Source organism: Streptomyces sp. NPDC055099 (genome assembly GCF_053607685.1).
The window spans coordinates 123,034-146,057 of the sequence record NZ_JBSGUA010000013.1 but is presented as its reverse complement, the minus strand read 5'-3'; the positions used below and the strand labels follow the sequence as shown (position 1 = coordinate 146,057).

The window sequence follows — 23,024 nt, the reverse complement described above, 5'->3', positions numbered from 1 at the left end:
ATGAGGGCAGCGGACGAGTCCCCCGACAACGCGCTGCGCGGTCACGTCAAAGCGCGCATCGCCTTCGATCTCGCCACGGGAAGTGAGGATCATGGAACTGCCTCTGATAGTGGGCGTCGACGGGTCGGAGACCAGTTTGCGCGCCGTCGACTGGGCTGTCGGCGAAGCCGCCCTGCGCGGCGTGCCTCTCCGGCTCGTGTACGCCTCCCTGTGGGAGCGCTACGAGGGGGCCGCTCTCTCCGAAGAGCTTGACGTGACCTCAGAACAGGTACTGGCCGACACCATCGTCGACGAAGCAGCGGAACGCGCCCGTCGCCGCGAGGCGAACGTGAAGATTTCCACCGAGGTACTGTGCGGAGAGCCGGTGCCCGAGCTGTTGAACGAGGGGCGTAACGCCTGCGCGCTGGTTCTGGGGTCCCGCGGCCGCAGCGGCATCACCGAGCTGCTCCTCGGCTCGGTATGCCTCGCGGTCGCCGCCCGTGCCGACTGTCCCGTGATCGTGCTGCGCGGCAGCCACGGCAACCTGGCAGAGTCCGCGGGGCGCGGACGCGTGGTGGTGGGGGTCGGCGAAGAGCCGGAAAGTGCGGTGGCCGTGCGCTTCGCCGTCCAGGAGGCGGCGCACCGCGCGGTGCCCCTCGAGGCGGTACGTGCCTGGCGATGCCCCGCGCACGAGACCGTCGACCATCCGCTGCTGGCGGGCGAGCCGGCCCGGCTGCACGAGGAGCAGGCGGCGACGGCCCTGGAAGCGGCGCTTTGGGACGTCCCGGCGGAAGTGGAACTGCACCGGCGTATCGCCGAAGGCCCCGCCCAGAAGGTGCTGTTGGCTGCCTCCGCCGGCGCCGATCTGCTCGTCGTCGGTGCCCGACGCCGGCACGGGCACTTCGGAATCCAGCTCGGCCGGGTCGCGCACGCGGTCCTGCACCACTCCGCCTGCCCGGTCGCTGTCGTACCGCAAAGGGTATGAGCGCCGTGACCGGCTCAGCGGCCCGCCGCATGGTCGGCGGCGCCTGCCGACCGCCGCTTCCCGGCCCTCGGCCGGGCGCCCCCGGCCCGCACCCGCTCCTGGGCCATGCCGCCCGCTCCACTCGATGACGTGCCTCGACGACTACGGAGTCACCATGCCCCAGACCGCACACCAGGACAGCACGGTACTGACCGACGCGGAACTGCGCGCCCTGGACGCCCACTGGCGAGCCGCCAACTACCTTTCCGTGGGCCAGATCTATCTTCTGGGCAACCCTCTGCTGACCAAACGCCTGACGCCCGCGCACATCAAGCCGCGACTGCTGGGCCACTGGGGGACCTCGCCCGGCCTCAACCTCGTGTACACCCACCTCAACCGGGTGATCCAGGCGCGGGGCCTGGAGGCACTGTGCGTGTGGGGGCCGGGCCACGGTGGCCCCGCCGTGCTCGCGAACTCCTGGCTCGAGGGCAGCTACAGCGAGACCTATCCGGATGTCCCGCGCGACGCGGACGGCATGGATCGCCTCTTCCGGCAGTTCTCGTTCCCGGGCGGAGTGCCCAGCCATGTCGCTCCGGAGACACCTGGCTCCATCCACGAGGGAGGCGAACTGGGCTATTCACTCGCTCATGCCTACGGCGCCGCGTTCGACAACCCGAACCTTCTCGTGGCCTGTGTGATCGGTGACGGGGAAGCGGAGACCGGCCCGCTGGCCGCTTCATGGCACTCCAACAAGTTCCTCGACCCGGTACACGACGGCGCGGTCCTCCCGATCCTCCACCTGAACGGCTACAAGATCGCCAACCCGACGGTGCTCTCCCGGCTGCCCGAGCCCGAGCTCGACGCACTGCTGCGCGGCTACGGCCACGAACCCATCCACGTCAGCGGCGACGACCCGCACGACATCCACCGAGCCATGGCCAAGGCCTTCGACCAGGCACTGGACCGCATCAAGTTGATGCAGTCGACAGCCCGCGAGGAAGGCGTGGCCGAACGGGTGCACTGGCCCGTCATCGTGCTGCGCACCCCCAAGGGCTGGACCGGGCCCGCCGAGGTCGACGGGGTCCAGGTCGAGGGCACGTGGCGCGCTCACCAGGTCCCTCTGTCCGGGGTACGCGAAAACCCGGAACACTTGAGGCAGTTGGAGGCCTGGCTGCGCTCGTACCGTCCCGAGGAGCTCTTCGACGCCGCTGGGCGGCCTGCCGCCGACGTCCTGGCCTGCATCCCCGAGGGCTCCCGTCGGCTCGGCGCCACCGGACACGCCAACGGGGGCCTGCTGGTGCGGAACCTCCCCGTTCCGTCCCTCGACCGTTTCGCCGTACCCGTCGACAAGCCCGGCGCCACGCTGCATGAACCCACCCGGATCCTCGGCGATCTCCTCGAACAGATCATGCAGGACACCTCGGAACGCCGCGACTTCCGTGTCGTCGGACCGGACGAGACCGCCTCCAACCGGCTGGGAGCCATCTACAACATCCGTACGGGTCTACCTCCCGCCGGACGCCAACACCCTGCTGTCGGTGGCGGACCACGCCCTGCGCAGCCGCGACTACGTCAACGTGATCGTCGCCGGCAAGCAGCCGTGCTTCGACTGGCTCTCCATGGACCAGGCCCGCGCCCACTGCGCCCGCGGGGCCGGAATATGGGACTGGGCAGGCTCCGCGCACGGGGACCGCGAACCCGATGTCATCCTCGCCTGCGCGGGCGATGTCCCCACCCAAGAGATCCTCGCGGCCTCCGACCTGCTCCGGCGACACCTTCCGGAACTGGCCGTGCGGGTTGTGAACATCGTCGACATGACGCGGCTGCTGCCCCGTGAGGAGCACCCCCACGGAATGAGCGACTTCGAATTCGACGGCCTCTTCACCACCGACAAGCCGGTGATCTTCGCGTACCACGGCTACCCGTGGCTGATCCACCGGCTCGCCTACCGCCGTTCCGGACACAGCCACCTTCACGTCCGCGGCTACAAGGAAATGGGCACCACGACCACACCGTTCGACATGGTCGTCCGCAACGACATGGACCGCTATCGCCTCGTCATGGACGTCATCGACCGGGTTCCCGGCCTCGCGGTGCGCGCCGCCGCCGTGCGCCAGCACATGGCCGACACCCGCACCCGGCACCACGCCTGGATCAGGGAACACGGCACCGACATGCCCGAGGTCGCCGACTGGACCTGGACCGACTGAAACCCGCCCGTCACAAAGGAGTTCACGACCATGACCACACGCGTCGGCATCAACGGCTTCGGCCGCATCGGCCGCACCTACCTTCGCGCGGCACTGGACCGGGCCCAGGCGGGCACCCAGGATGTCGAGGTCGTCGCCATCAACGACATCGCTCCGCCCGCCACCCTGGCCCACCTCCTCGAATTCGACTCGACGTTCGGCCGCATCGGCCGCGAGGTCACCCACGACGACAGCTCCCTCACCGTCGACGGCCGGCGCATCGAGGTCACCGCCGAACGTGACCCGGCGGCCCTGCGCTGGGCCGACCACGGCGCCGACATCGTCATCGAGTCCACCGGCCGGTTCCGCGACCGCGAATCGGCCGCCCTGCACCTGAAGAGCGGGGCTCACACGGTGCTGCTCTCCGCACCCGGCAAGAACGCGGACGCGACCATCGTGCTGGGCGTCAATGACGACACGTACGACCACCACAGTGACCGCATCGTGTCGGCGGCCTCCTGCACCACCAACTGTGTGGCGCCGATGGTAAAGGTCTTGCACGAGACGTTCGGCATCGACCGGGGCGTGATGACCACCATTCACGGCTACACCAACGACCAGGCCCTCCTCGACGGTCCGCACAAGGACCTGCGCCGGGCCCGCTCGGCGGCCCTCAGCATCATCCCGACCAGCACGGGAGCCGCCCGCGCCGTCGGTGTGGTCCTGCCGGAGATGGCGGGCGTCCTGGACGGCATCGCCGTCCGCGTGCCGGTGGAGGACGGCTCGCTCACCGATCTCGCGGTGGTGCTGCGCCGCGAGACGACGGCCGACGAGGTCAACGCCGCCTTCGCCGAGGCCGCGGACGGCCCCTTGAAGGGCATCCTGCGGGTTTCGAAGGCGCCCATCGTCTCGCGTGACGTCATCGGGGATCCGGCGTCCTGCGTCTTCGACCCCGCCCTGACCCAGGCCAATGGCACGCTGGTGAAGGTCTTCGGCTGGTACGACAACGAGTGGGGCTACACCAACCGGCTTCTGGACCTCACCGCGCTGGTGGCCGACCGCTGATGGACACCGGCCAGGACGGCACGGTTGCCACACCCCGCGTACAGCGGGACACAGCGGCCGTGGTCTTCGACACCGACGGCGTGATCACAGACTCCGCCCGGGTGCACGCCGCCGCATGGAAGACGGCCTTCGACGCCTCTCCGCTCTTGCGCGGCAGGCGCCCCTTCGACGTACGGGACGACTATCTTCGATACGTCGACGGCAAGTCGCGTCCCGACGGGGCAAGGGCCTACCTGGAGTCCCAGGGCCTGACCCCCACGGAGGCCGAGGTCCAGGCCGTCGCGGCCGACAAGGAGCGGTTGTACACCGACCGGCTGCGCGAGCACGGCATCGACGCCTATCCCGGCACGGTCCGCCTGCTGGGCGTCCTGCGCTCCGCCGGCGTCGCGACAGCCGCCGTCTCGGCTTCCCGGCACGCCCTCGAACTCCTCGAATACGCGGGAGTGCGCGATCTCTTCGACGCACTCGTGGACGGCTCCGAGGCCTCCCGGCTGCACCTGGCCGGCAAACCCGACCCGGCCCTGTTCCTGGAGGCGGCCTGCCGCCTGGGGACCCCCGCGGCTCGTGCCGCTGTCGTCGAGGACGCACTGGCCGGAGTCGAGGCGGGGCGCCGTGGCGGTTTCGGCGTGGTGATCGGGGTGGACCGGACCCACACGCCGGGTACCCGTGCCGCGTTGCTGAAGCACGGAGCGGACCTGGTGGTCGACGACCTCGCGGAGCTACTGGACTCGGAGGACTGACGATGCGGGCCTGAACCTGGGAGTACGAGGCATACGACCCGGCGCGGGTGCGTCTGCGCGAGTTCCTGTGCACCCTCGGCAACGGCTACTTCGCGATCCGGGGCGCCGCCCCCGAGTGGACCGCCGACTCCGTCCACTGTCCAAAGACGTACGTGGCGGGCTGCTACAACCGGCTCACCTCTCAGGTGGCCGGGCGCCAGGTCGAGAACGAGGACATGGCCGACCTGCCCAACTGGCTGCCGCCGCAGGTCCGCCACGGATCGACCCTGAGCAACCTCGTCCACGGCTGGATGCTGGCCCGTGCCCTTCGTGCCCGGCCTGCGGCTTCGTGCAGGAGGCGCCCTGAGCGCCACGGCGGGCACGCTGGACCCCGTCCAGCGTGGTTCGACAGGGCTTGAGAACAGGGCAGGCGCCCTGCGGTTCGTCCGCGTTCCGCTGCCGGAACTTTCCGTTTACGGGTTTTCGATCCGCAACCAGGGCCACTGGGGTGTCCGTCAGCACCTGCGGTCGGGGACGCTGCACCTCACCGTGCCGGACTCCGACCGCGATCCGGTCTCCGTCTCCGACCGCACGGTGTCGGGGATTTTGGGGGAGTCCTGCGCTCGCATCTGCCGAGCTGACCGGTCGGCACCGAGCACCGTGTCTGCAGGGTCGGTCGGCCCCAGGTCGCGCCCGGTCAGCCCATGGGCGCCCTCTCTCGTCCGTTGGACGATCGAAGCGTCACGAGCATGGAGGAGATCCGTTATGACGGACGACCGGTTCGGCCGACCCACGGTCCTTGCCCTACTCCCCGACGGCACCACCGTGTGCATCTCCTCGCTGACACCAGCCGATCACGGACAGGTGCGGGGACCATCTCGCAGCTCATCCGGACGCCGGCTGGCTCGCCCCGCGTGCCTGTGCAGGCCTCCTGGATCTGCAGGGCGGCGCCCAAGTGCGCTCCGCCTCGGGGGACTTGGTGGCCGGGTCCGCCGGTCTGCTCACCGGCGTGGTCAAGGACGAGGTCTTTGGCCCCTTCGTACTGTTCGGCGCGCATGGCAGCGGACCTGCCGGCTTTGAGGGGCTGGAGCAACTGCCGCTGCGCCTGCCCTTGGGGCGGGCGACCTGCAAAAGAATCCCTATCCGCGCCGACTCCGCTGAGGAAGGAACACTCATGAAGCACAACAAGGTCGGCTCCGTGATGACCAAGGAAGTCATCAGCGCCAAATACGACACCACGTTCAAGGAAGTGGCACACCTGCTGGCCCACCATCACATCAGCGGGCTGCCGGTGGTCGACGACGACGAGAAGGTCGTCGGAGTGATCTCCGAGTCCGACCTGTTGGCCCGCCAGGCGGCGACCCCCGACCGCTACGAGCCCAAGCATCGCTTCCAGCTCTCCGCGCTGTCCCGCAACTCCAAGGAGCAGGCCGCGAAGGCGAAAGCCCGCACCGCCGGCCAGCTGATGAGCGAACCACCCGTAACCGTTCACGCCGATGACACCATCGTCAAGGCCGCCCGCACGATGGCGCAGCGACGCGTGGAACGGCTGCCTGTCCTGGACGAGGAAGAGCGGCTCGTGGGCATCGTCACGCGGGGCGACCTGCTCCAGGTCTTCCTGCGGACGGACGCCGACATCCATGACGAGGTGATCGAGGAGGTGCTGGTGCGCGCGCTGTGGTTGTCGCCTCGGCTCATCGACGTGTCGGTGACCGAAGGCGTGGTCACTCTCGCCGGCCAGATGGAGCGCAGGAGTGAGACGGAGATTGCCGCCTCCATGGCGCGTCAGGTGGACGGCGTCGTCGCGGTGGTCGCCAAGCTCAGCTACCGGCTGGACGACTCACACCTCAGGCCGGACGAGCAGGCACTGCACGGCGTCACCGAAGAATGGCTGCGAAAGCTGTGAAAGCAAGCGGAAACCCATGCCCAGCAGCGTGTTGATCGCCTACGGGACCACCGACGGGCCGACTGCCCGGATCGCGGGTCCTCGACTTCCTGGGCTGCCGCCTCGGCCAGCCTTTGCTGTTCCATGAGGACTCACACCGTGTTCAGGTCGGTTCCTGCGGCCCCTACGGGCACAGCTGAGGCGCCGTGACACGCGCGCGACGGCTGTGAGCCCAGTCGGGGCCAGCCGGGCTCGAAGCAGGTCCGGTCGGCCCTGGTGGACGTGCCGGGGCGGCGCGACGCTGGGAGGGAAGGAAGACCCCAACTACGTGAAAGGTGGGGCGAGATGAGTGGCATGATCGAGCGGCTGCCGAACTGGCCGTCGGCCCTGCCCGACCTGTTCGGCTGGGTCGAGGCGGGACTGCCCGGCTTGCACACGGTGCCCGGGCTGCACGGTATCCGGATCGAGGAGTCCTTCACCGAAGGGACATACATCCTGCGGGCCGAGCTCCCCGGCATCGACCCCGCCAAGGACGTCGAAATCACCGTGACGGAAGGCGTCCTGACGCTCCGCGCCGAGCGCAGCACGGAGGCCACGGACAAACGCCACACGGAATTCCGTTACGGCACCTTCGCCCGCGCCGTCCGGCTGCCCGCCGACGCCCGCGGCGACGACGCCACCGCCGACTACAAGGACGGCGTACTGACCATCACCGTTCCGGTACCGGAGACGAAGACCGGCACCAAGACCATCCCGGTGCGGCACACCGGAGCGTAACCCGCCCGTACCGCCGGCGCCTGCGTGACCAGACCACATCGGCCGCACAGGCGCCGTGCCCACGTTCATCTGGGCGGGCAGCACCCCAAGACGGGCCGAATCGCTCTTTCTCCAACCGTTCCCGCCTCGGCCCGGTGTTGCCGGCGGTGCCCGAGCGAACCGGCAAGAAGGTGAGGGGGACGATGAAGCTGCCTCTGGTCGTGGGCATCGACGGTTCCGAGTCCAGCCTCCGGGCCACGGACTGGGCGGCCGCCTACGCGGCGCGGCATGGCCTTGTGCTGCGCCTGGTCCACGTGTCTGTACGAGAGTCGCACGAAGGCTCAGTATCCCCGGTGGAAGACCGATCCTCCCCGCACGTGGATGCCGACCTTCTGGTCCACGATGCCGCCGAACGCGCTTGGCGCAGCAAACCCGACGTGGAGTCCACCACCGAGGTGCTCTACGCGGACCCCGTGCAAGCGCTCCTGCGTGAAGGGCGGCACGCGACCGCGCTCGTCACCGGGTCACGCGGGCGTGTCGAGATCACGGAGCTGCTCCTCGGCTCGGTCGGCCTGGCCGTGGCGGCGCGCGCCGAGTGTCCAGTGATCGTGGTGCGGGGTGCTGCATTCAGTCGGCAGGGAAGGCACGAGCGCATTCTGCTCGGTGTCGGCAACAGCCCGGCAGCCGATGCCGTGGTGCGATTCGCCTTCGAGGAAGCGGAAGCCCGGCGCTGTGAGCTCCACGCCGTGCGTGCCTGGCGCCGCCCAGCCGTTGAGGGGGCCAGCCATCCTCGGCTTACCGCGCAGTCCGTGCACTTCCATCAGGAACAGGCCTCCACCCTGCTCGACGAAGCGGTGCGCGAGGCATCCATCGATCACCCCGGCGTGGTGGTGCATCGCGCCACCCCCGAACGTACCGCTCGCAAGGCACTCCTGCGCCGCTCAGCCGCCGCCGACCTACTGGTGGTCGGTGCCACGAGGCGCCACGGCCACATCGGTCTGCAGCTCGGCCGGGTGGCGCACGCGGTGCTGCATCACGCTCAGTGCCCCGTGGCGGTGGTCCCGCATCTGGGATGACGCTTACGAGGATCACGCCACGGGCGGACAGAGTGCCTTCCAACGTCACGCCAGTGCTGCCCCGCCCGCTTCGAGGCAGGCAGCAGGGCAGCAGGGGGCGCAACAGCCGGAGCCGGGGTACTGCTTCGCGCCCGAGGCTGAGAGCTGGAGTTGTCCTACGTGGACAGGACCCCTCGTCCGTCGACCGAGAGCGTGGTGCCCTCCGGCACCGCGTTCCCACGGAGTGCCGGGAACCGACGCCTCTGGTCATCGACCGTGAGCGGCGCAGTGCCTCCGAGCGTGCGGTCGGCCTAACCCGTTGACTCCGCGTCGTGGCATACACCGCAGGTCATGTGACGTGCGTCGCGAAGACCGTGACTCAGCCCCATGCCCGCCACATGCCGCGCTTCCTCACCGGTCACGCGTACGTGTTTCGGGCACACTCCACCTCCACAATGGCGGCACACAGCGACTGCCTGCTCGGTTTCGCCGGCCTCGGCGCAGTCGTAGCACCTCATGCCGATCCCCTCTCACCCGAGATCGTGACTTTCGTTCATCGTGCCGCTCGGCACACCCGTGCGCTGTGGGCCAGTCGGCCCCGCTCCGGGGACGTCCGGCCCATGTGCCCATACGGCGGAGAGTCAGCCCGGCAAGGATGGGGAACCAGGGCTGCCTTCCCCGCGTCTCCCAGGCCGAACAGGACGCCCAGACGCATGGAGTGCTCTTCAGCGCCCAGCCAGTACTCCGGTGAGGAGTACGACGTGCTGGATGAGAATGTCGCGCGGCCGTCCCCGCCGCGTCACGCGAACCTGAGCTGCTTGGGACGCTACAGCTCCCGTGCCATGGTCCCGGCGATCGGGGCCGGCGTGCGCTGCGTGACCCGGACGCCACCGGGCTCGACTACGAGGATGGGGTGCAGGAGTGACCGCGAACGCCAGGACGGCCGCCCGCTTCTGCCGGAGGCTCAGCATGGCATCCCAGTGGTTTGGTGCGCCCGTGAGGATGAAGGCGGCGATGCCCGGGTCGGCCAGGCGCTGGGTGGCGATGGCGGAGCGGGCACCGGAGGCCCGGGGATTTATCTCTGCTCGGTTGGGGTTACCCCTTCGGTAGGGTACCCGCGGGGGTATCCAGAAGGAGTGTGTGACTGTGGAACTGGCGATGGCGGCTGAGGAACTGAAGACCGTGGTCAACCGGCTGCGCCGGGCGCAGGGACAGATCGCCGGTGTGATCAAGATGATCGAGGAGGGGCGGGACTGCGAGGACGTGGTCACGCAGTTGGCTGCCGCGTCCCGGGCTCTGGACAAGGCGGGTTTCGCGATCATCGCCACGGGGTTGCAACACTGCCTGACCGATGCGGACATGGCCGCTTCCGGTGACCGGGAGGAGATGCGGGCCCGGCTGGAGAAGCTGTTCCTTTCTCTTGCCTGAAGCCGGGGCGCCGCCGGCATCTGATCGTCCGCCAGGTGTCAGATGAGGGTGTCGATGAGCATGAAGGCGGCTACGGCCAGGAGGACGATGGCGAAGGTGTGTTGCAGCAGGGTGCCGGTAACTTTGGCGGCCAGGCGTTTGCCGTCCCAGGCGCCGAGGATCGCCGCACCCGTGAAGGGGCCGATGACCGCCCAGTCGATGCCGGCGGTGGTGGCGCCGCGGGTGGCCAGGGAGGCTATGGAGTTCGCCGAGATGACCAGCAGGCTGGTGCCGACGGCGGCCTGCATTTCGAAGGCCAGCACGGTGACCAGGGCGGGGACGGCGAGGAAGCCTCCGCCGACCCCGAGCAGCCCGGTCAGCGCCCCGAGTCCCACGCCGGCGCCGGCGGCCTTTGCCGGTTGCACCACGGGCGTCCGAGCGGCGCTCGCCTGGCCGGGACGCAGCATCTTCGCGGCGGCGAGGGCTGCGATGGCGGCGAACGCGGCGGTCAGTACGGGCTGGGGCAGGCGCGAGGCGGCGGCTCCGGCCGCTGCGGCGGGCACCAGTCCGGCCGCGGCGAACAGGGCACCGGCTTTCCAGCGGACGTTGCCGGTGCGGGCGTGGGCGTACAGAGCGGTGAGCGAGGTCGCGGCGACGATGATCAGGCTGGCGGTGGTGGCGGCAGCCGGGGTGAAGCCGAGCAGATAGATCAGCGCGGGCACCGCCAGGACGCTGCCGCCCCCGCCGAGCGCGCCGAGCGCGAGGCCGACCACGGCTCCTGCGAACAGGGCCAGAATCAGCGCGCTCACGCTATGACACCGCCGCCGCCCTGGCCGGTGACCGGCAGGCCCTCTCGAGCCCAAGCGACCATGCCGCCGGTGACGTCGGTGGCCTCGATGCCGCGGCCGGCCAGGAGCTTGGTGGCCTGCTGGGAGCGGTGACCGGAGCGGCAGATCGCCACCACCGGCCTGCCCTGAGCGGAGGGCGGGAGCGATGCCCCAGCCATCAGGCGAGACAGCGGCAGGTGCAGCGCGCCGGGCGCGTGTCCCGCCGCCCATTCCGGTGTCTCGCGCACGTCCAGCAGCACGGCCTGGCCGTCGCGGGTGCGTTGGTGAGCCTGTTTCGGGGTGAGGCGGCCGGGGCCGCGGCGAAGAAGCGGAAACATCGTCGGGTCACTTTCGTGCAGGTGGTGCGGGCGGGCTGTCAGTCGGTGGCATCGGGGCGGGTGAGGGGCAGTCCCGCCTCGGTGGCGGCGTCGAAGCCGTCGTCGACGGCGACCACGTCACGGCCTGCGGCATCCAGCAGGGAGGCGGCGATCGCCGCGCGCATCCCGCCGGCGCAGTGCACCCACACCACCCCGTCCGGCACCTCGCCGATACGCCCGTGCAGCTCGTGGATCGGGATGTGGACCGAGCCGTCGATGTAGCCGTCCGCGCGCTCGGAATTGCGGCGTACGTCCAGGACGACCACGTCAGCGCCACGCTCGCGCACCTGGGCGAGGCCGGCGAAGCGGGCGCGGGGGAAGGAGGCGAGCTCTTCGCCGGGACGGATCCAGTCGGCCTGGTCGCCGGTCGCGGCGGCGGCCGGGCGGTCGATGCCCACCCGGGCCAGCTCCCGCTGTGCGTCGGTGATCTGCTCAGGAGTGTCGGCGAGCAGGGTGACGGGCTTGCCCCACGGGATCAGCCAGGCCAGGTAGGTGGCGAGCTTGCCCTCGCCCTCGAAGTTGAACGACCCGGCCACGTGCCCCTCGGCGAAGGCCATGCGGCTGCGCAGGTCCACCACCCATTCGCCCGCGGCCAGCCGGGCTGCGATCTCCTCGGCGTCCGCCCGCCGCGGCGGGGTGAGGTCGATCGGTGCGGGCCCTGCTGCGTTGGCCGGGCCCATGTGCGCGTAGTAGGCGGGCACGTCGTCCAGGCCGGCGAGCATCTGCGTGACGAAGGTGTCCACATCCAGGGTCAGCGCGTCGTTGGTGACGCGTTCCTTGCCGATCGTGGTCGCGTCCCCCTCGGCCTGCGAGGAGGAGCAGAAGCTGCCGAAGCCGTGGGTGGGCAGCACCGGTACCTCATCGTCCAGCTCGTCGACCAGGCGGTGGGCGGAGGCGTGCTGGGCGCGGGCCAGCTGCTCGGTCAGCCTGGGTTCAACCAGATCCGGGCGGCCCACGGTGCCGATCAGCAATGATCCGCCAGTGAACGCCGCGACCCCGCGCCCGTCCTCTGCAAGGGCGTAGGAGGTGTGGTGCGGGGTGTGCCCGGGAGTGGCGATCGCGCGCAGCGCCAGGCCATCGTCCACCGTGACCGTGTCGCCGTCGGCAACCGGGGTGCGGGCGAAGGACACCTGGGCCTCGGCCGGCACCAGGTAGGTGGCGCCCGTCACCCGGGCCAGTTCCAGACCGCCGGTGACGTAGTCGTTGTGCACGTGGGTCTCGGCCACGAAAGCGATGCGCACACCGCGCCGGGCTGCCGCGACGATGACCTGATCGATGTCACGCGGCGGATCGATGACCACCGCGGCACTGGGTCCGCCGGCCAGGTAGCTGCGGTTGCCCAGGCCCTCGAATTCCAGGGTGTCGATGAAGAACACGACGACGACTCCTCACGAACGGTGGGACGGTGTACCCCGGGGGGTATCTGACACTCACCCTAACAGCAATACCCGGGGGGGTATTCCAGAGATGGACGGCACCCCCTTGCCAGGCGCCGGCTCAAGCTGCGCGGGTACCCGGTGGGGTATAGAGGAAACGGCCGTTTCCTGCCAGTGGGAGTGCTCATGTCCTACGACCGCACCGTGTCTGGCGCGGCGGCCGACATGCAGTGGCTCTCCCGCGTCGCCGCCGTCCACGCCCGGGTGATTTCACCCGGGCACGCCGCGTGCACAGTCCGCGACCGACAAGTAGGTCAAGTGAGCGGCTCGAGTACGGCACGCAAGCGCATCCAACCGATCCGAAGAGGGCAACTGCGGCTGCTTTCGCCTCAAGTCGCATCGGGTGGCGGCGCGGCTCCTAGAGTCTCCGCCTGGGCCGGACAACCAGCCTTCACGTCTTTCGAAGGAGAACCATGACCAGTGTGGAAGTGTCCCTCAAAACCCTGCTGACCGAGGCCGAAGGAGCGCTCGGAGCCGCCGTCGTCGACTACACGAGCGGCATGGCGCTCGGCACGCTGGGCGGCGGCAAGGACCTGGATCTGAACGTCGCGGCGGCCGGCAACACCGACCTGATCCGCGCCAAGGTGCGCACCATGGAGATGCTGGGCCTCAAGAGCGAGATCGAGGACATCCTCGTCACTCTGGGCACCCAGTACCACCTCATCCGTCCGGTGACCGGAAGGTCAGGGAACGGTCTCTTCATCTATCTCGTCATCGACAAGGCCCGGTCGAATCTCGCTATGGCGCGCCGCCTCCTCAAGCTCACCGAGGAGCAGATCGAGGTGTGAGCCCCGGCGCTTTTTCTACGCCCGCTACTTGAAGAATTGTTCAAGCCGCTAGCTCTGCATCTTCCGAACTCTCGGATCGAGTGGTCCCGGCCGGGGAGGATGGGACGTCACGCCGGGTGCGGCGGCGGCGGTCAGGGCCGCCGCACCCCCGTCTCAGGGCCTCATCCGCGTCAGGAGAGTGAGAGATCCCGTGCAGGCGCCCCTCTACCAGGTCAAAGCAGAGTTCTTCCGCATGCTCGGGCACCCGGTCCGCATCCGCGTCCTGGAACTCCTCCAGAACGGACCGGTATCGGTACGGGACCTGCTCATCGAGATCGACGTCGAGCCCTCGAACCTCTCTCAGCAACTCGCCGTACTGCGCCGCTCCGGCATCGTCGTCTCCACCCGCGAAGGCACGACCGTCACGTACGCCCTGGCCGGTGGCGATGTCGCCGAACTCCTGCGTGCGGCACGCCGCATCCTCACCGAACTCCTCGTCGGCCAGACCGCCTTGCTGGCCGAACTCCAGGACTCCGAGCAGCATCAATAGGCGTCGTGACCGGGCGTGTTCAAGCGTGTGGTCCCAACCGCCGGGCCAGACGACGGTACGCAGCCGTTCCAGCGGGGCAAGTGCCGGCACATCGGTCACTTGAGATCCATCTCCTTGGAGCGCAGCTGCTGGAGGAAGGCATCCCCAACCTTCCGTGGCGGTCCTGCACGCGGTCACCGATCCGGTATGTGAGACGACGAACCGGCAACTCGCCAACGCGCCCGTCCGGCCCGCCCCCGGAAGGGGCCGGGCGGTCCCCTGGCGAGGCCGACCGGCCTCTTCGGGCGCTCGCCCGGACGCGAGGATGGTGGTGACGACGGGCACGCGCATCCGGCAGGAGGGGGAGGGCCATGCTTCTCCGGGTGAGCACACGCTTTCGGTGGCGGCGCACGCACCCGTCCGAAGATGGCACCGACAGCACCGAAACGCTTCCTCTTGCCAGTCCTGATTTCGCGCGCTCGTCCGGATCGACGGAACGTACCGCCCCGGTGTTCGTCGACTCGACGGGCCGTCGGGGCCGGGTCGTGCGGCGTCTCGCGTATGGATTCGGCGCGCTGTGTGTCGCTTACACGATCGCGCTTGCGCTCAGCTTCATGGGTGCGGCGCCCTTCGCCCCCGGAACGTTGCTGCCCATCCCCGGAGTACCGTCCGACGAGCCGGGCACGGTGCGGCGGACACCTCCGACGCATTCGCCGGGTCCCACCGCGGCGCCAGGACCCGCGAGTCCCTCCTCGACAGACCTGCCCAGCCGGCCCGTGCCGACATCATCCGAGCCGGCCGATCCATCACGCCCCAGCGGCAGCGCGTCGAGCGCCGCGTCACCGCCCGGCACCACGGCCCCCACTCCCTCCGTGACGAGTAGCGGCCGACCGACGCCGAGCGCGACGCCGAGTACGACGCCGAGTACGACGGGCCCCGGCCCGACCTCGGACACCAGCGAATCGGTGACGGGGCCCCCACTCGGCACAAGGGGCACACCATCCGCAGCCAAGGTTCCTGCACCGTTCACCGGCGATGGGCCCTGGGTGATCGTCCTCGTCGCCTCACCTCTGACTCGGGCGACCCGGTCATGACTCCCTATCACCCGAGGGGCCAGTCACGGACCGGGCGCGTCCTGCCCGCGGAGCGGCGGCGCGGGGCGGTGTCGCGCCCAAGAGTCGCTCTCCTGCTGCTGATCCTGTGCGTCCTGGCCGGCATCCTGTTCCTGCACGGCTACGTGCACGGTGACTTCGGCGCCGACCATCGGGTCCGTGCGCCGGTATCCGCGACCGACCGGGTTCCGGCGGCGGTCCTGCGCGGCGGGCCCGTCGTCGACACCACCGGCTCCCGGACGAGCAGCCACCGCCTCCCGGACCATGTGGTCGCCCTTACTTTCGACGACGGACCGGACCCGACATGGACGCCGCGGGTCAGGGAGGCACTCGACCGGCACGGAGTGGACGGAACCTTCTTCGTCACCGGCGCGGCGGCCGCTCGCGAACCTGGCATCGTCCGTGACCTGGTGGGCTCAGGTCATGAGATCGGCGTGCACACCTTCACCCACCCCGATCTCAGTTATCAGTCCCAGGGGCGGTTCGACCGCGAACTGGCCCAGACCCAGCTGGCGCTGGCAGGAGCGGCCGGCATCCACAGCTCGCTGGTGCGCCCGCCGTACTCCTCTCACGCCTCGGACCTGGACAACAACTCCTGGCCGGTGATCCGGCGGCTGGGAGAAAAGGGGTACACCAGCGCATTCGTCGACATCGACAGTGAGGACTGGCGGCGGCCGGGGGCGGATGCCATCGCCGCTCGCGTCACCCGGCCCCTGACCGGGCAGGGCGCCGTTGTACTGCTGCACGACTCAGGCGGCGACCGGTCCCAGACGGTGCGGGCTTTGGACCGGATCGTCACCGAACTCAAGAGCCGGGGCTACCGCTTCACCACCGTGACCGGCGGGTTGAGCGCTGCGGCTGCGCATCGGCAGGTCGGAGGCACTGAACTGTGGAGTGGTCGTGTGTTCGTGGCAGCGGTCGTGGTCGCCGATTGGCTCGTGCCCGTCCTCGCGGTGCTCCTCGCGGCGGTCGGGACGTTGATGCTTGTCCGGTTCGTCGCGATGCTGCTGCTGGCCCACCACCACGCGCGTACGCGTCGGCGCCCGGGCTTCTCCTGGGGCCCGGAGGTGACCGCCCCGGTCAGCGTCGTCATCCCCGCCTACAACGAACGCGAGTGCATCGCCCAGACGGTGCGGTCGGTCGTCGAAGGCGAGCACCCGGTCGAAGTCGTCGTCGTGGACGACGGCTCAAGTGACGGCACCGCCACCATCGTCCGCTCCCTGCGCCTGCCCGGGGTGAGGGTCGTAGGGCAGGCCAACCGGGGCAAGGCCGCCGCACTCGAGCACGGTGTCGCACTCGCCTCCCACGAGCTGATCGTGATGATGGACGGCGACACCGTCTTCGAGCCCACGACCGTGCACCGTCTGGTGCAGCCGTTCGCCGACCGGCGCGTCGGGGCCGTGTCAGGCAACACCAAGGTCGGCAACCGTGGTCGTCTGCTGGGCACCTGGCAGCACCTCGAGTACGTGATGGGCCTCAACCTCGACCGCCGTATGTACGACCTGCTGGGTTGCATCCCGACGGTGCCGGGCGCCGTCGGGGCGTTTCGGCGCACCGCACTGCGCCATGTCGGCGGCATGAGCGACGACACCCTGGCCGAGGACACCGACATCACCATGGCGCTGCACCGGGGTGGTTGGGAAGTGGTGTACGAGGAGGGGGCGCGCGGCTGGACCGAGGCTCCGACCGGCATCGGTCAACTGTGGCGGCAGCGTTACCGCTGGAGTTACGGAACGCTGCAGGCGATGTGGAAGCACCGGCATGCCGTCGTCGAGCGGGGCCACGCGGGCCACTTCGGGCGCTTCGGTCTCGCCCTGGTGGTGCTGTTCACGGTCCTCACCCCGCTCTTGGCTCCGCTGATCGACCTGTTCCTGCTGTACGGGCTGATCTTCCAGGACCCGGTGCGCACCGCCGTGGCGTGGTGCGGGCTGCTGGGGGTGCAGATGCTGTGCGCGGGATACGCGCTGCGCCTGGACGGTGAGAAACTACGGACACTGTGGGCGCTTCCGCTGCAGCAGATCGTCTACCGGCAACTCCTGTACCTGGTCCTGCTGCAGTCCTGCGTCACGGCGGTCACCGGCGGCCGGCTGCGCTGGCACAAGCTCCGGCGCGTGGGCGGAGTCACCGTGGAGCCCCGTCCGAAACGGCTTCCTGCGGCGCAGCCTCCGCCGCCGCCCAGGCCGTCAGGGACCGATGTGACGCGGCCACTTCCCGTGTCGTCGCCGAACTCCGTGTCGCGAACCCCGCCCCTGCCTGGACCGGCCTCGTCGGACCGGGCGACCGCCACCCGCGCGACCGAGACCGTACGCCTTCCGGGCAGCGTTCCGCGCAAGAGCAGTCGCAACCTCTATCTGGACTTCCTGCGCGCCCTGGCCCTGGTACGCGTGGTGATGTACCACACCTTCAACTGGGCCTGGCTCACGCTGGCCTTTCCCGCCATGGGCGTCATGTTCGCCCTCGCCGGTTCACTGATGGCTCGCTCCCTCGACCGCCGTGACCGCACGGCGACAGCGGTGGTACGCGCCCGGATGCGCCGACTCCTGCCACCGGTGTGGCTGTTCGGGCTGATCGTCGTGGGCGTGATGCTGCTGAGCGGCTGGCGCCCGGACGAGGACGGCGACACGTCCACGACATGGCCCGCGATGCTGTTCTGGGTCGTTCCTCTGGGTGACCCGCCCGCCGCACCCGACGACTGGGCACAGGAGATCGTCGCACCGCTCTGGTACATCCGCGCATACCTGCTGTTCGTCCTCTTCTCGCCCCTGCTCCTGCGGATGTTCCGCAGGTTGCCCCGGTCCTGCGTGATCGGCTTCCTGGCCTTGGCGGCCGTTGCACAGGCCGAGATCACTCCGCTGCCCGCGCGGGTCGAGGACTCCGTGGTCGACCTGGCCATCTTCGGCGCCTGCTGGTTGCTGGGTTTCGCCCATCGAGACGGCATGGTCAAGGAGCTGTCCACCGCTCTGGTGTGGACGCTGGGCGCGGGCGTGATGGCGGTCGGCGGATGGTTCGCGATGACCCATCGGACGGAAGAGGGGTACGACCTCGGGGCGATCCCCCTCGCCCAGGCCCTGTGGTCGTTCGGATTCGTCCTTCTCCTGCTGCGCTTCGGCCCAAAGGACGACAGCTGGGTGATTCGCCACCGGCCGTTGCACGCGGCCGTGGTGTGGTTCAACGCCCGCGCCGTGACGATCTATCTGTGGCACGAAGTAGCTCTTGTGTGCGGCATCCTTCTCGTCGACCAGATGTGGAAGGTGCCTGCGATGGAGTCCTACCTGCCGCTGGACACCCAATGGTTCCTCTTCCTGGTGGCGTGGCCGCTGATCGTCGTCGCGGTGCTGCTGATCGGATGGACCGAGGACTGGGCGGCAAAGCGTCCATTGCGCCTTTGGCCGCGGCCTGCGGGCCGCGGCCGATGAGAACCGGGTGCGGTGACCGCCTCAAGGAGAGCAGGCGGTTCAGTCACGGTAGCGACGGTGGTCGTCGCCCTTGCCCATGTAGTGCCGTTCTTGTATGACCGTCTCGCGTTCACCGGGCCGTTTGACCATCCCGGGAGTACCCATGAAGGCCATGAGGCCGAGGATGCCCGCGGCCAGCAGGGTGAATCCGACGACGAAGGAGCTGGGGCCGAAGAGGATGCATGCTCCGGAAACGGTCGCGCCTATGAGAAGCAGGGGAACCATGACTGCCTTCCTTCGTATGCCGCCAACTCGCTTGTCGGGCTTCAGGCCTGTACAGGCCACGAGTGGGAGCGCAGGTACAACCGGTGATGAGCGGTTGGGTCCGTCCTGCCGCGGCGGCCGGGCATTTGTTTGTGCCATCGGCAAGTCGATCGCCACCAACGCTCCCTTCTGATGCAAGTTCAGTGTCTGGCGCCGGCCCCGGACGGCACAGGGGCTGAGCGGGTAGGGGCCAGGCCGAACGGCCCTCTACGCGTATGCGGCGGCTCACACCTTCAGCAGGAGGGGTGAGCCGACTGAAGGGCGGCACATCGCCTCGGCACCGAAATGGGCGTGACGAGCGTAGAGCGCCGCGCCGTTGGCGCCGTTGCTGTAGACGCAGGCCGAGCTTCGCCTCAAGCGCCGTCGAAGTCGAATCCGGTCCGGCCCGGGTGCACGAAGTTCGTCGCCCCCTCCGCCGACAAGGCTCAGCCTTTCGGCCCCAGTAGGGAGCCGTGGGAACGGCTGCCTACAGGGGTGATCGCGGACGCCGTGCGGCATGTACATCGGGGGTCATCACCGCTGTCCCTCATCTGTGGTGGCGGGCGTCGGCAGTGCGTCCGCAGCGCCGGAATGCGGCCGAAGTGGCACCGAAGGCGATTGTGTCCGAAAGTTCCGTTTGCGGGGCGCCTGGAAGGCAGTTGTCTGGTGGCAGGCACAGGCTCCACAACCAGCCCTGGAGGGGTCATGACCAATCGCATGGATCAACCGCGAAAGCTTGATCTCGTCGGTAACCCGGTGCTCGTAGGAGGGTGTGGCACGGGCCACGAGGCGACCTTGCACTATCGCGTCGGTGACGGTCACGTCGAGGTGACCGGCCACTTCAGCGCGGGGGGCGGCACCGGGGAGCACGGCCAGTTCCAGGTCGCCGCGGACGTCAGCCGCGTCAAGTTCAGCTCCGATCAGATCCTGGTTCAGGTGTTCGAGAAGAGCCCCAAGGACGGCAGCGAGATCAACGTGGTGACGGTGCCGGTATTGTACGGGCCCCGGATCGTGCCCGGTTACTACGGCTACCGCGAGCACAAGGTGGTCAAGGGCGACACCCTGTCGGGACTTGCGAAGGCGCATTACGGAGACGCGTCATTGTTCAAGCGCATACAGCGCGCCAACCCGGACCAGATCAGTGACCCCGACAAGATCATCCCGGGACAGGTGCTGCGGATTCCCATCGGCTCCTGAACGCACCGCCTCACCGTCGCGTGGGCCGGGCAACGCCGAGGTCTGTGACCGGGCCTGCCTCCGGGCATCGATGCGGCAGACATCGACCCGCCAGAGGGTGGTCACCGGGGCGTCCGGCCTCATCCGGGGTCGGACGCCCGCTGTGCGGGCGCACCGTACCGTGGCACTTCTGCGGTGCTCCGCCCGGCCGGGTGGAGCACCGCGCGGGCGACCAGGCGGGTGTAGTGCCCCACGGCTCTGTGCGACCACCGAACGATACGTCTGACCTGGGGCCATCCGTATCCGCGGGCGTACGTGTTCGGCCAGGGAACGGCAACGACCGGACACCGCGCATGGCGAATGGCGCGAACGGCCGTGGAGTTTCGCGACAGTGGCCAACCGGGGCCGCGGGCCCCCAGGACGAGGCCGAGGGCGTGTGCGGACTCCTTGGTCAGCACACGCGCCGGCCTGCCGCGGAGCACCGCGTGGTGTACCGGCACGGCCGGATGAGCGACCTGGCAGCCTGCCACCATCTGCGACAGCAGACGCCTGCACTCCTCCAAGGCCGCACGCTCGTCCAGGGAGCCCAGCAGCGGCCCGTGCCAGATGTGCAGCACCCGCAGCGCGGCCTTGTGCCGGGCGGCCTCCTCAAAGGCGTAATGCAAGGCAGCCGCGGAATGGCGTCTGCCGTCCCAACCGACGCCCACCCCTACGACGAACAAGGGCTTCCGTCGCACGTCGGATTGAGCCTCGGGGACCACCACCACCGGGCAGCCGGCATGCGCGATGATCGGCCTGGGGCGAAGCGCCTCCCCGGCGAACAACGCCGGGAGTCTGTTCGGCCGCCGTGCGCCGACCACCAGGGCCGCCGCCGCACGGGCCGGCCCGCACAGCGTCCGAACCGAGATGTCCGCCACGGCCGACGTGGAGATCTCCAGTTGCGGATGCTGCTGACGGACGGAGGCCACGGCTTTGCGCAGGTCCTCTTCCACCGGGTTGCGCCCCTCGTCTCCGCGCCGACGCTCGGGCGCATACGGCTTCTGGCCAGGCGCCCCCTCGCCGACGAGGACCAGCATCAGCGGCAGTCCGCAGCGGCGCGCCTCCTCGGCTCCCCAGTCGACGGCCGTACCGCAGGGCCGGCCGGCTTCAACGGCGACCACGATCCTGTTACCGGGCGACGACGTCATCGGCGATCAGCTCCCCGGACTTGTGCCGACGCTGCGGCCATCCAGTATGTGGCCCACGCAGTGGCGACGGCAGATACCGGAGACGTGGCGGCCGAGGCTCGGCCCCCGCGTCGCTCGGTGAAGGCCAGCCAGAACGCCGGACAAGGGACAGCCTGGGCGAAGGAGGTGTGGTTCAGGTCAGCGGACCAGGACACCCTCACCGGGGCGGGGTACGACGGCCGTCCAGCCCAGCTTGTGATCGATGCGGTCGCGCAGGGCGGCGGACGCGGCTGGTTCGCCGTGGACGAGGTAGGTGGTGTGCGGGGGAGGGGCGGCACGCAACCAGTCGATGATCTGGCTCGCGTCGGCGTGCGCCGAGAAATGGGGTACGTCGGCGACCTCCGCCCGTACGGGCACGTACTCACCGAACATCTTCAGCACCCGCGCCCCGTCCACCAGGTCCCGCGCCCGGGTGCCGGCCGCGGCGAAGCCGACCACCACCACGGCGTTGCGAGGGTCCGGGAGCAGGCGGTGCAGATGGTGCAGGACACGGCCGCCGGTGGCCATGCCGGCCGATGAGACGATCACGGCGGGGCCGTGCACGCTGTTGATGTCGATTGAGTCCTGGACCGTCCGCGCGGCGAGGAACGGCTCGGGGCTGAGCGCGGCCTCCCCCTGGGCCAGTACCTCCGGGCGCAGTTCCACCGATTGTTCGCGTATGGCGTCCCGGTACACGTCGAGGGCGGCCAGTGCCATGGGGCTGTCCACGTACACGGGGACGGACCGGGGCAGGATGCCCGTGTCGCGCAGTGCGCTCAGCTCATGCAGGACGACCTCGGTACGGTCGATCGCGAAGGCGGGAATGACGACGGTGCCGCCGCGGGCGAGGGCCCGCGCGATCACGGAGGCGAATGCCGACCGCCCGGACTCCCGGTCGTGGTGACGGTCGCCGTATGTCGACTCCATGAGCAGCACGTCGGCACCTGCGAACGGTTCCGGGGGCAGCAGCAGCGGGTGTCCTGCCCGCCCCAGGTCACCGGAGACGGCGAGGGTGTGGCCGTCCTCCAGCGTGAGGTGGGCCCATGTCGAGCCGAGGATGTGCCCGCCGTGGTGAAGGGTCAGCCGGGTGCCGGCCATGATCTCGACGTCGTCACCGACCGGGATGGGGTCGAAGAACGCCAGCGTTTTCTCGGCGTCGGAGTCGTTGTAGAGCGGCTTGGCCGGCCGGTGCTTGGACCAGCCGTGCTCGTTGGCGTGCCGAGCGGCTTCCATCTGGAGCCGGGCGCTGTCACGCAGCACGATCCCGGCGAGGCGGGTGGTGTGGGCACTGGCGAGAATCGGGCCCCGGAAACCCTGCCGGACCAGCCGCGGCAGATAGCCGCAGTGGTCCAGATGAGCGTGGGTGACGACCACGGCGTGGATGTCGGTGACGTCGCGGCCGAACCGTTCCCAGTTGCGCCGCCGCAGGTCCGCGAACCCTTGGAAGAGGCCGCAGTCCAGGAGGATCCGCGCATGGTCGCTCTCGACGAGGAACTTGCTTCCGGTGACCGTCCCCACGCCACCGAGGAAGCTGAGCAGCGCCGGCCGTGGAGCGGCCGTAGCGGGGTTCGAGGCTGTTTCGGTCATGGTTTGCCCTCCTCCGTGAAGTGGGCCGGTTTCACCCTTGCATGCGGAGCGTGCGCTCCGGATGGGCCTGAACGGTCCTTGAGCAGGGCCGATCGGCTCATATGGTTCCCCGTCGGCGTCGAGCACGCGGCTCGCGGACGAATCAGGGCTGGAGGGGGTGTTCGCGCCGATCCGTGGTCACGATGTCACGGTCTGCGCTTAGGGCTCTGCGGTGAACCGCACGCTCGGTAGGGTGGGAATCGTGGGCCTTTGGGCGGGCTGTCCCCTGTCTGCGTGTACCGGTCGGAGGAT

General features: G+C 69.5%; 19 protein-coding genes and 3 pseudogenes. 14 read left to right on the top strand and 8 right to left on the bottom strand.

What is annotated here, in order from left to right; translation table 11 throughout:
- The first annotated feature begins 91 nt into the window (after positions 1-91).
- The 8 genes and pseudogenes from ACWFRU_RS29030 to ACWFRU_RS28995 all read left to right on the top strand — a co-directional run bounded on the left by ACWFRU_RS29030 (position 92) and on the right by ACWFRU_RS28995 (position 8,633).
- Positions 92-964, top strand: coding sequence for a universal stress protein (locus ACWFRU_RS29030; protein WP_453691072.1), 873 nt, complete (start codon positions 92-94; stop codon positions 962-964).
- 154 nt (positions 965-1,118) lie between these two features.
- Positions 1,119-3,153: pseudogene (locus ACWFRU_RS29025) on the top strand (phosphoketolase family protein).
- Between the two features lie 30 nt (positions 3,154-3,183).
- Positions 3,184-4,197, top strand: a complete 1,014-nt coding sequence (gap, locus tag ACWFRU_RS29020; protein ID WP_453691071.1) for a type I glyceraldehyde-3-phosphate dehydrogenase — start codon at positions 3,184-3,186, stop codon at positions 4,195-4,197.
- On the top strand, positions 4,197-4,937 hold the full coding sequence (locus ACWFRU_RS29015) for an HAD family hydrolase (protein ID WP_453691070.1): 741 nt from the start codon (positions 4,197-4,199) through the stop codon (positions 4,935-4,937). The genes gap and ACWFRU_RS29015 overlap by 1 nt, the downstream gene beginning before the upstream one ends.
- A 14-nt stretch (positions 4,938-4,951) precedes the next feature.
- Positions 4,952-5,191: pseudogene (locus ACWFRU_RS29010) on the top strand (glycoside hydrolase family 65 protein); the annotation flags it as partial.
- A gap of 899 nt (positions 5,192-6,090) precedes the next feature.
- Positions 6,091-6,822, top strand: a complete 732-nt coding sequence (locus ACWFRU_RS29005; protein WP_409054947.1) for a CBS domain-containing protein — start codon at positions 6,091-6,093, stop codon at positions 6,820-6,822.
- Positions 6,823-7,146: 324 nt separating this feature from the next.
- The gene (locus ACWFRU_RS29000) at positions 7,147-7,578 is read left to right on the top strand and encodes an Hsp20/alpha crystallin family protein (RefSeq protein WP_409054946.1); all 432 of its coding nucleotides are present in this window, start codon (positions 7,147-7,149) and stop codon (positions 7,576-7,578) included.
- A gap of 182 nt (positions 7,579-7,760) precedes the next feature.
- Positions 7,761-8,633 carry a universal stress protein gene (locus ACWFRU_RS28995; protein ID WP_453691069.1) on the top strand — a complete coding sequence of 291 codons (873 nt, stop codon included), beginning with the start codon at positions 7,761-7,763 and terminating at the stop codon, positions 8,631-8,633.
- Between the two features lie 290 nt (positions 8,634-8,923).
- Here ACWFRU_RS28995 and ACWFRU_RS28990 read toward each other — a convergent pair whose 3' ends face one another.
- Positions 8,924-9,130 carry a DUF2180 family protein gene (locus ACWFRU_RS28990; protein ID WP_409054944.1) on the bottom strand — a complete coding sequence of 69 codons (207 nt, stop codon included), beginning with the start codon at positions 9,128-9,130 and terminating at the stop codon, positions 8,924-8,926.
- A 628-nt stretch (positions 9,131-9,758) separates the two neighbouring features.
- On the opposite strand from ACWFRU_RS28990, the gene ACWFRU_RS28985 reads away from it, so the two are divergent.
- Complete coding sequence (locus ACWFRU_RS28985; protein ID WP_125509839.1) at positions 9,759-10,040, top strand: metal-sensitive transcriptional regulator; 282 nt, start codon at positions 9,759-9,761, stop codon at positions 10,038-10,040.
- Positions 10,041-10,078: 38 nt separating this feature from the next.
- On the opposite strand, the gene ACWFRU_RS28980 is transcribed toward ACWFRU_RS28985, so the two are convergent.
- From ACWFRU_RS28980 to ACWFRU_RS28970, 3 genes are read right to left on the bottom strand one after another with little or no spacing between them, the layout of a single operon-like run.
- Positions 10,079-10,828, bottom strand: a complete 750-nt coding sequence (locus ACWFRU_RS28980) for a sulfite exporter TauE/SafE family protein (RefSeq protein ID WP_409054943.1) — start codon at positions 10,826-10,828, stop codon at positions 10,079-10,081.
- Complete coding sequence (locus ACWFRU_RS28975) at positions 10,825-11,184, bottom strand: rhodanese-like domain-containing protein (protein WP_453691068.1); 360 nt, start codon at positions 11,182-11,184, stop codon at positions 10,825-10,827. Before ACWFRU_RS28975 ends, ACWFRU_RS28980 begins: the two co-directional genes overlap by 4 nt.
- 38 nt (positions 11,185-11,222) lie before the next feature.
- Positions 11,223-12,599, bottom strand: coding sequence for an MBL fold metallo-hydrolase (locus ACWFRU_RS28970; protein WP_453691067.1), 1,377 nt, complete (start codon positions 12,597-12,599; stop codon positions 11,223-11,225).
- Between the two features lie 473 nt (positions 12,600-13,072).
- On the opposite strand from ACWFRU_RS28970, the gene ACWFRU_RS28965 reads away from it, so the two are divergent.
- Both ACWFRU_RS28965 and ACWFRU_RS28960 read left to right on the top strand, forming a co-directional pair.
- Positions 13,073-13,447: a hypothetical protein gene (locus ACWFRU_RS28965; protein WP_409054940.1), complete on the top strand. Its 375-nt coding sequence runs from the start codon at positions 13,073-13,075 to the stop codon at positions 13,445-13,447.
- Positions 13,448-13,637: 190 nt separating this feature from the next.
- Positions 13,638-13,976 carry an ArsR/SmtB family transcription factor gene (locus tag ACWFRU_RS28960; RefSeq protein ID WP_409054939.1) on the top strand — a complete coding sequence of 113 codons (339 nt, stop codon included), beginning with the start codon at positions 13,638-13,640 and terminating at the stop codon, positions 13,974-13,976.
- Positions 13,977-14,541: 565 nt separating this feature from the next.
- Here ACWFRU_RS28960 and ACWFRU_RS28955 read toward each other — a convergent pair.
- Entirely contained in the window at positions 14,542-14,910 is a 369-nt protein-coding gene (locus ACWFRU_RS28955) for a hypothetical protein (RefSeq protein WP_453691066.1), read from the bottom strand.
- 135 nt (positions 14,911-15,045) lie between these two features.
- On the opposite strand from ACWFRU_RS28955, the pseudogene ACWFRU_RS28950 reads away from it, so the two are divergent.
- A pseudogene (locus ACWFRU_RS28950) lies at positions 15,046-17,259 on the top strand (bifunctional polysaccharide deacetylase/glycosyltransferase family 2 protein); the annotation flags it as partial.
- Between the two features lie 3 nt (positions 17,260-17,262).
- A complete protein-coding gene (locus ACWFRU_RS28945) occupies positions 17,263-18,483 on the top strand; it encodes an acyltransferase family protein (protein WP_453691190.1) in 1,221 nt (406 codons plus the stop codon).
- A gap of 39 nt (positions 18,484-18,522) precedes the next feature.
- Here the strand turns inward: ACWFRU_RS28945 and ACWFRU_RS28940 are convergent, their stop codons facing one another.
- Positions 18,523-18,747 (bottom strand): hypothetical protein, encoded by a 225-nt coding sequence (locus ACWFRU_RS28940; RefSeq protein ID WP_453691065.1) that lies wholly within the window; start codon positions 18,745-18,747, stop codon positions 18,523-18,525.
- Positions 18,748-19,470: 723 nt separating this feature from the next.
- Here ACWFRU_RS28940 and ACWFRU_RS28935 point away from each other — a divergent pair.
- Positions 19,471-19,962: a Gmad2 immunoglobulin-like domain-containing protein gene (locus ACWFRU_RS28935; protein WP_409054936.1), complete on the top strand. Its 492-nt coding sequence runs from the start codon at positions 19,471-19,473 to the stop codon at positions 19,960-19,962.
- A 119-nt stretch (positions 19,963-20,081) separates the two neighbouring features.
- Here the strand turns inward: ACWFRU_RS28935 and ACWFRU_RS28930 are convergent, their stop codons facing one another.
- Both ACWFRU_RS28930 and ACWFRU_RS28925 read right to left on the bottom strand, forming a co-directional pair.
- On the bottom strand, positions 20,082-21,128 hold the full coding sequence (locus ACWFRU_RS28930; protein WP_453691064.1) for a universal stress protein: 1,047 nt from the start codon (positions 21,126-21,128) through the stop codon (positions 20,082-20,084).
- 177 nt (positions 21,129-21,305) lie between these two features.
- Positions 21,306-22,733 (bottom strand): MBL fold metallo-hydrolase RNA specificity domain-containing protein, encoded by a 1,428-nt coding sequence (locus ACWFRU_RS28925; RefSeq protein WP_453691063.1) that lies wholly within the window; start codon positions 22,731-22,733, stop codon positions 21,306-21,308.
- Between the last annotated feature and the right edge of the window lie 291 nt (positions 22,734-23,024).

Coding starts and splice junctions, on each gene's coding strand:
- ACWFRU_RS29030 (WP_453691072.1), top strand. CDS start 92: ATGGAACTGCCTCTGATAGTGGGCGTCGACGGGTCGGAGACCAGTTTG.
- gap (WP_453691071.1), top strand. CDS start 3,184: ATGACCACACGCGTCGGCATCAACGGCTTCGGCCGCATCGGCCGCACC.
- ACWFRU_RS29015 (WP_453691070.1), top strand. CDS start 4,197: ATGGACACCGGCCAGGACGGCACGGTTGCCACACCCCGCGTACAGCGG.
- ACWFRU_RS29005 (WP_409054947.1), top strand. CDS start 6,091: ATGAAGCACAACAAGGTCGGCTCCGTGATGACCAAGGAAGTCATCAGC.
- ACWFRU_RS29000 (WP_409054946.1), top strand. CDS start 7,147: ATGAGTGGCATGATCGAGCGGCTGCCGAACTGGCCGTCGGCCCTGCCC.
- ACWFRU_RS28995 (WP_453691069.1), top strand. CDS start 7,761: ATGAAGCTGCCTCTGGTCGTGGGCATCGACGGTTCCGAGTCCAGCCTC.
- ACWFRU_RS28990 (WP_409054944.1), bottom strand. CDS start 9,130: ATGAGGTGCTACGACTGCGCCGAGGCCGGCGAAACCGAGCAGGCAGTC.
- ACWFRU_RS28975 (WP_453691068.1), bottom strand. CDS start 11,184: ATGTTTCCGCTTCTTCGCCGCGGCCCCGGCCGCCTCACCCCGAAACAG.
- ACWFRU_RS28965 (WP_409054940.1), top strand. CDS start 13,073: ATGACCAGTGTGGAAGTGTCCCTCAAAACCCTGCTGACCGAGGCCGAA.
- ACWFRU_RS28940 (WP_453691065.1), bottom strand. CDS start 18,747: ATGGTTCCCCTGCTTCTCATAGGCGCGACCGTTTCCGGAGCATGCATC.
- ACWFRU_RS28935 (WP_409054936.1), top strand. CDS start 19,471: ATGACCAATCGCATGGATCAACCGCGAAAGCTTGATCTCGTCGGTAAC.
- ACWFRU_RS28930 (WP_453691064.1), bottom strand. CDS start 21,128: ATGACGTCGTCGCCCGGTAACAGGATCGTGGTCGCCGTTGAAGCCGGC.
- ACWFRU_RS28925 (WP_453691063.1), bottom strand. CDS start 22,733: ATGACCGAAACAGCCTCGAACCCCGCTACGGCCGCTCCACGGCCGGCG.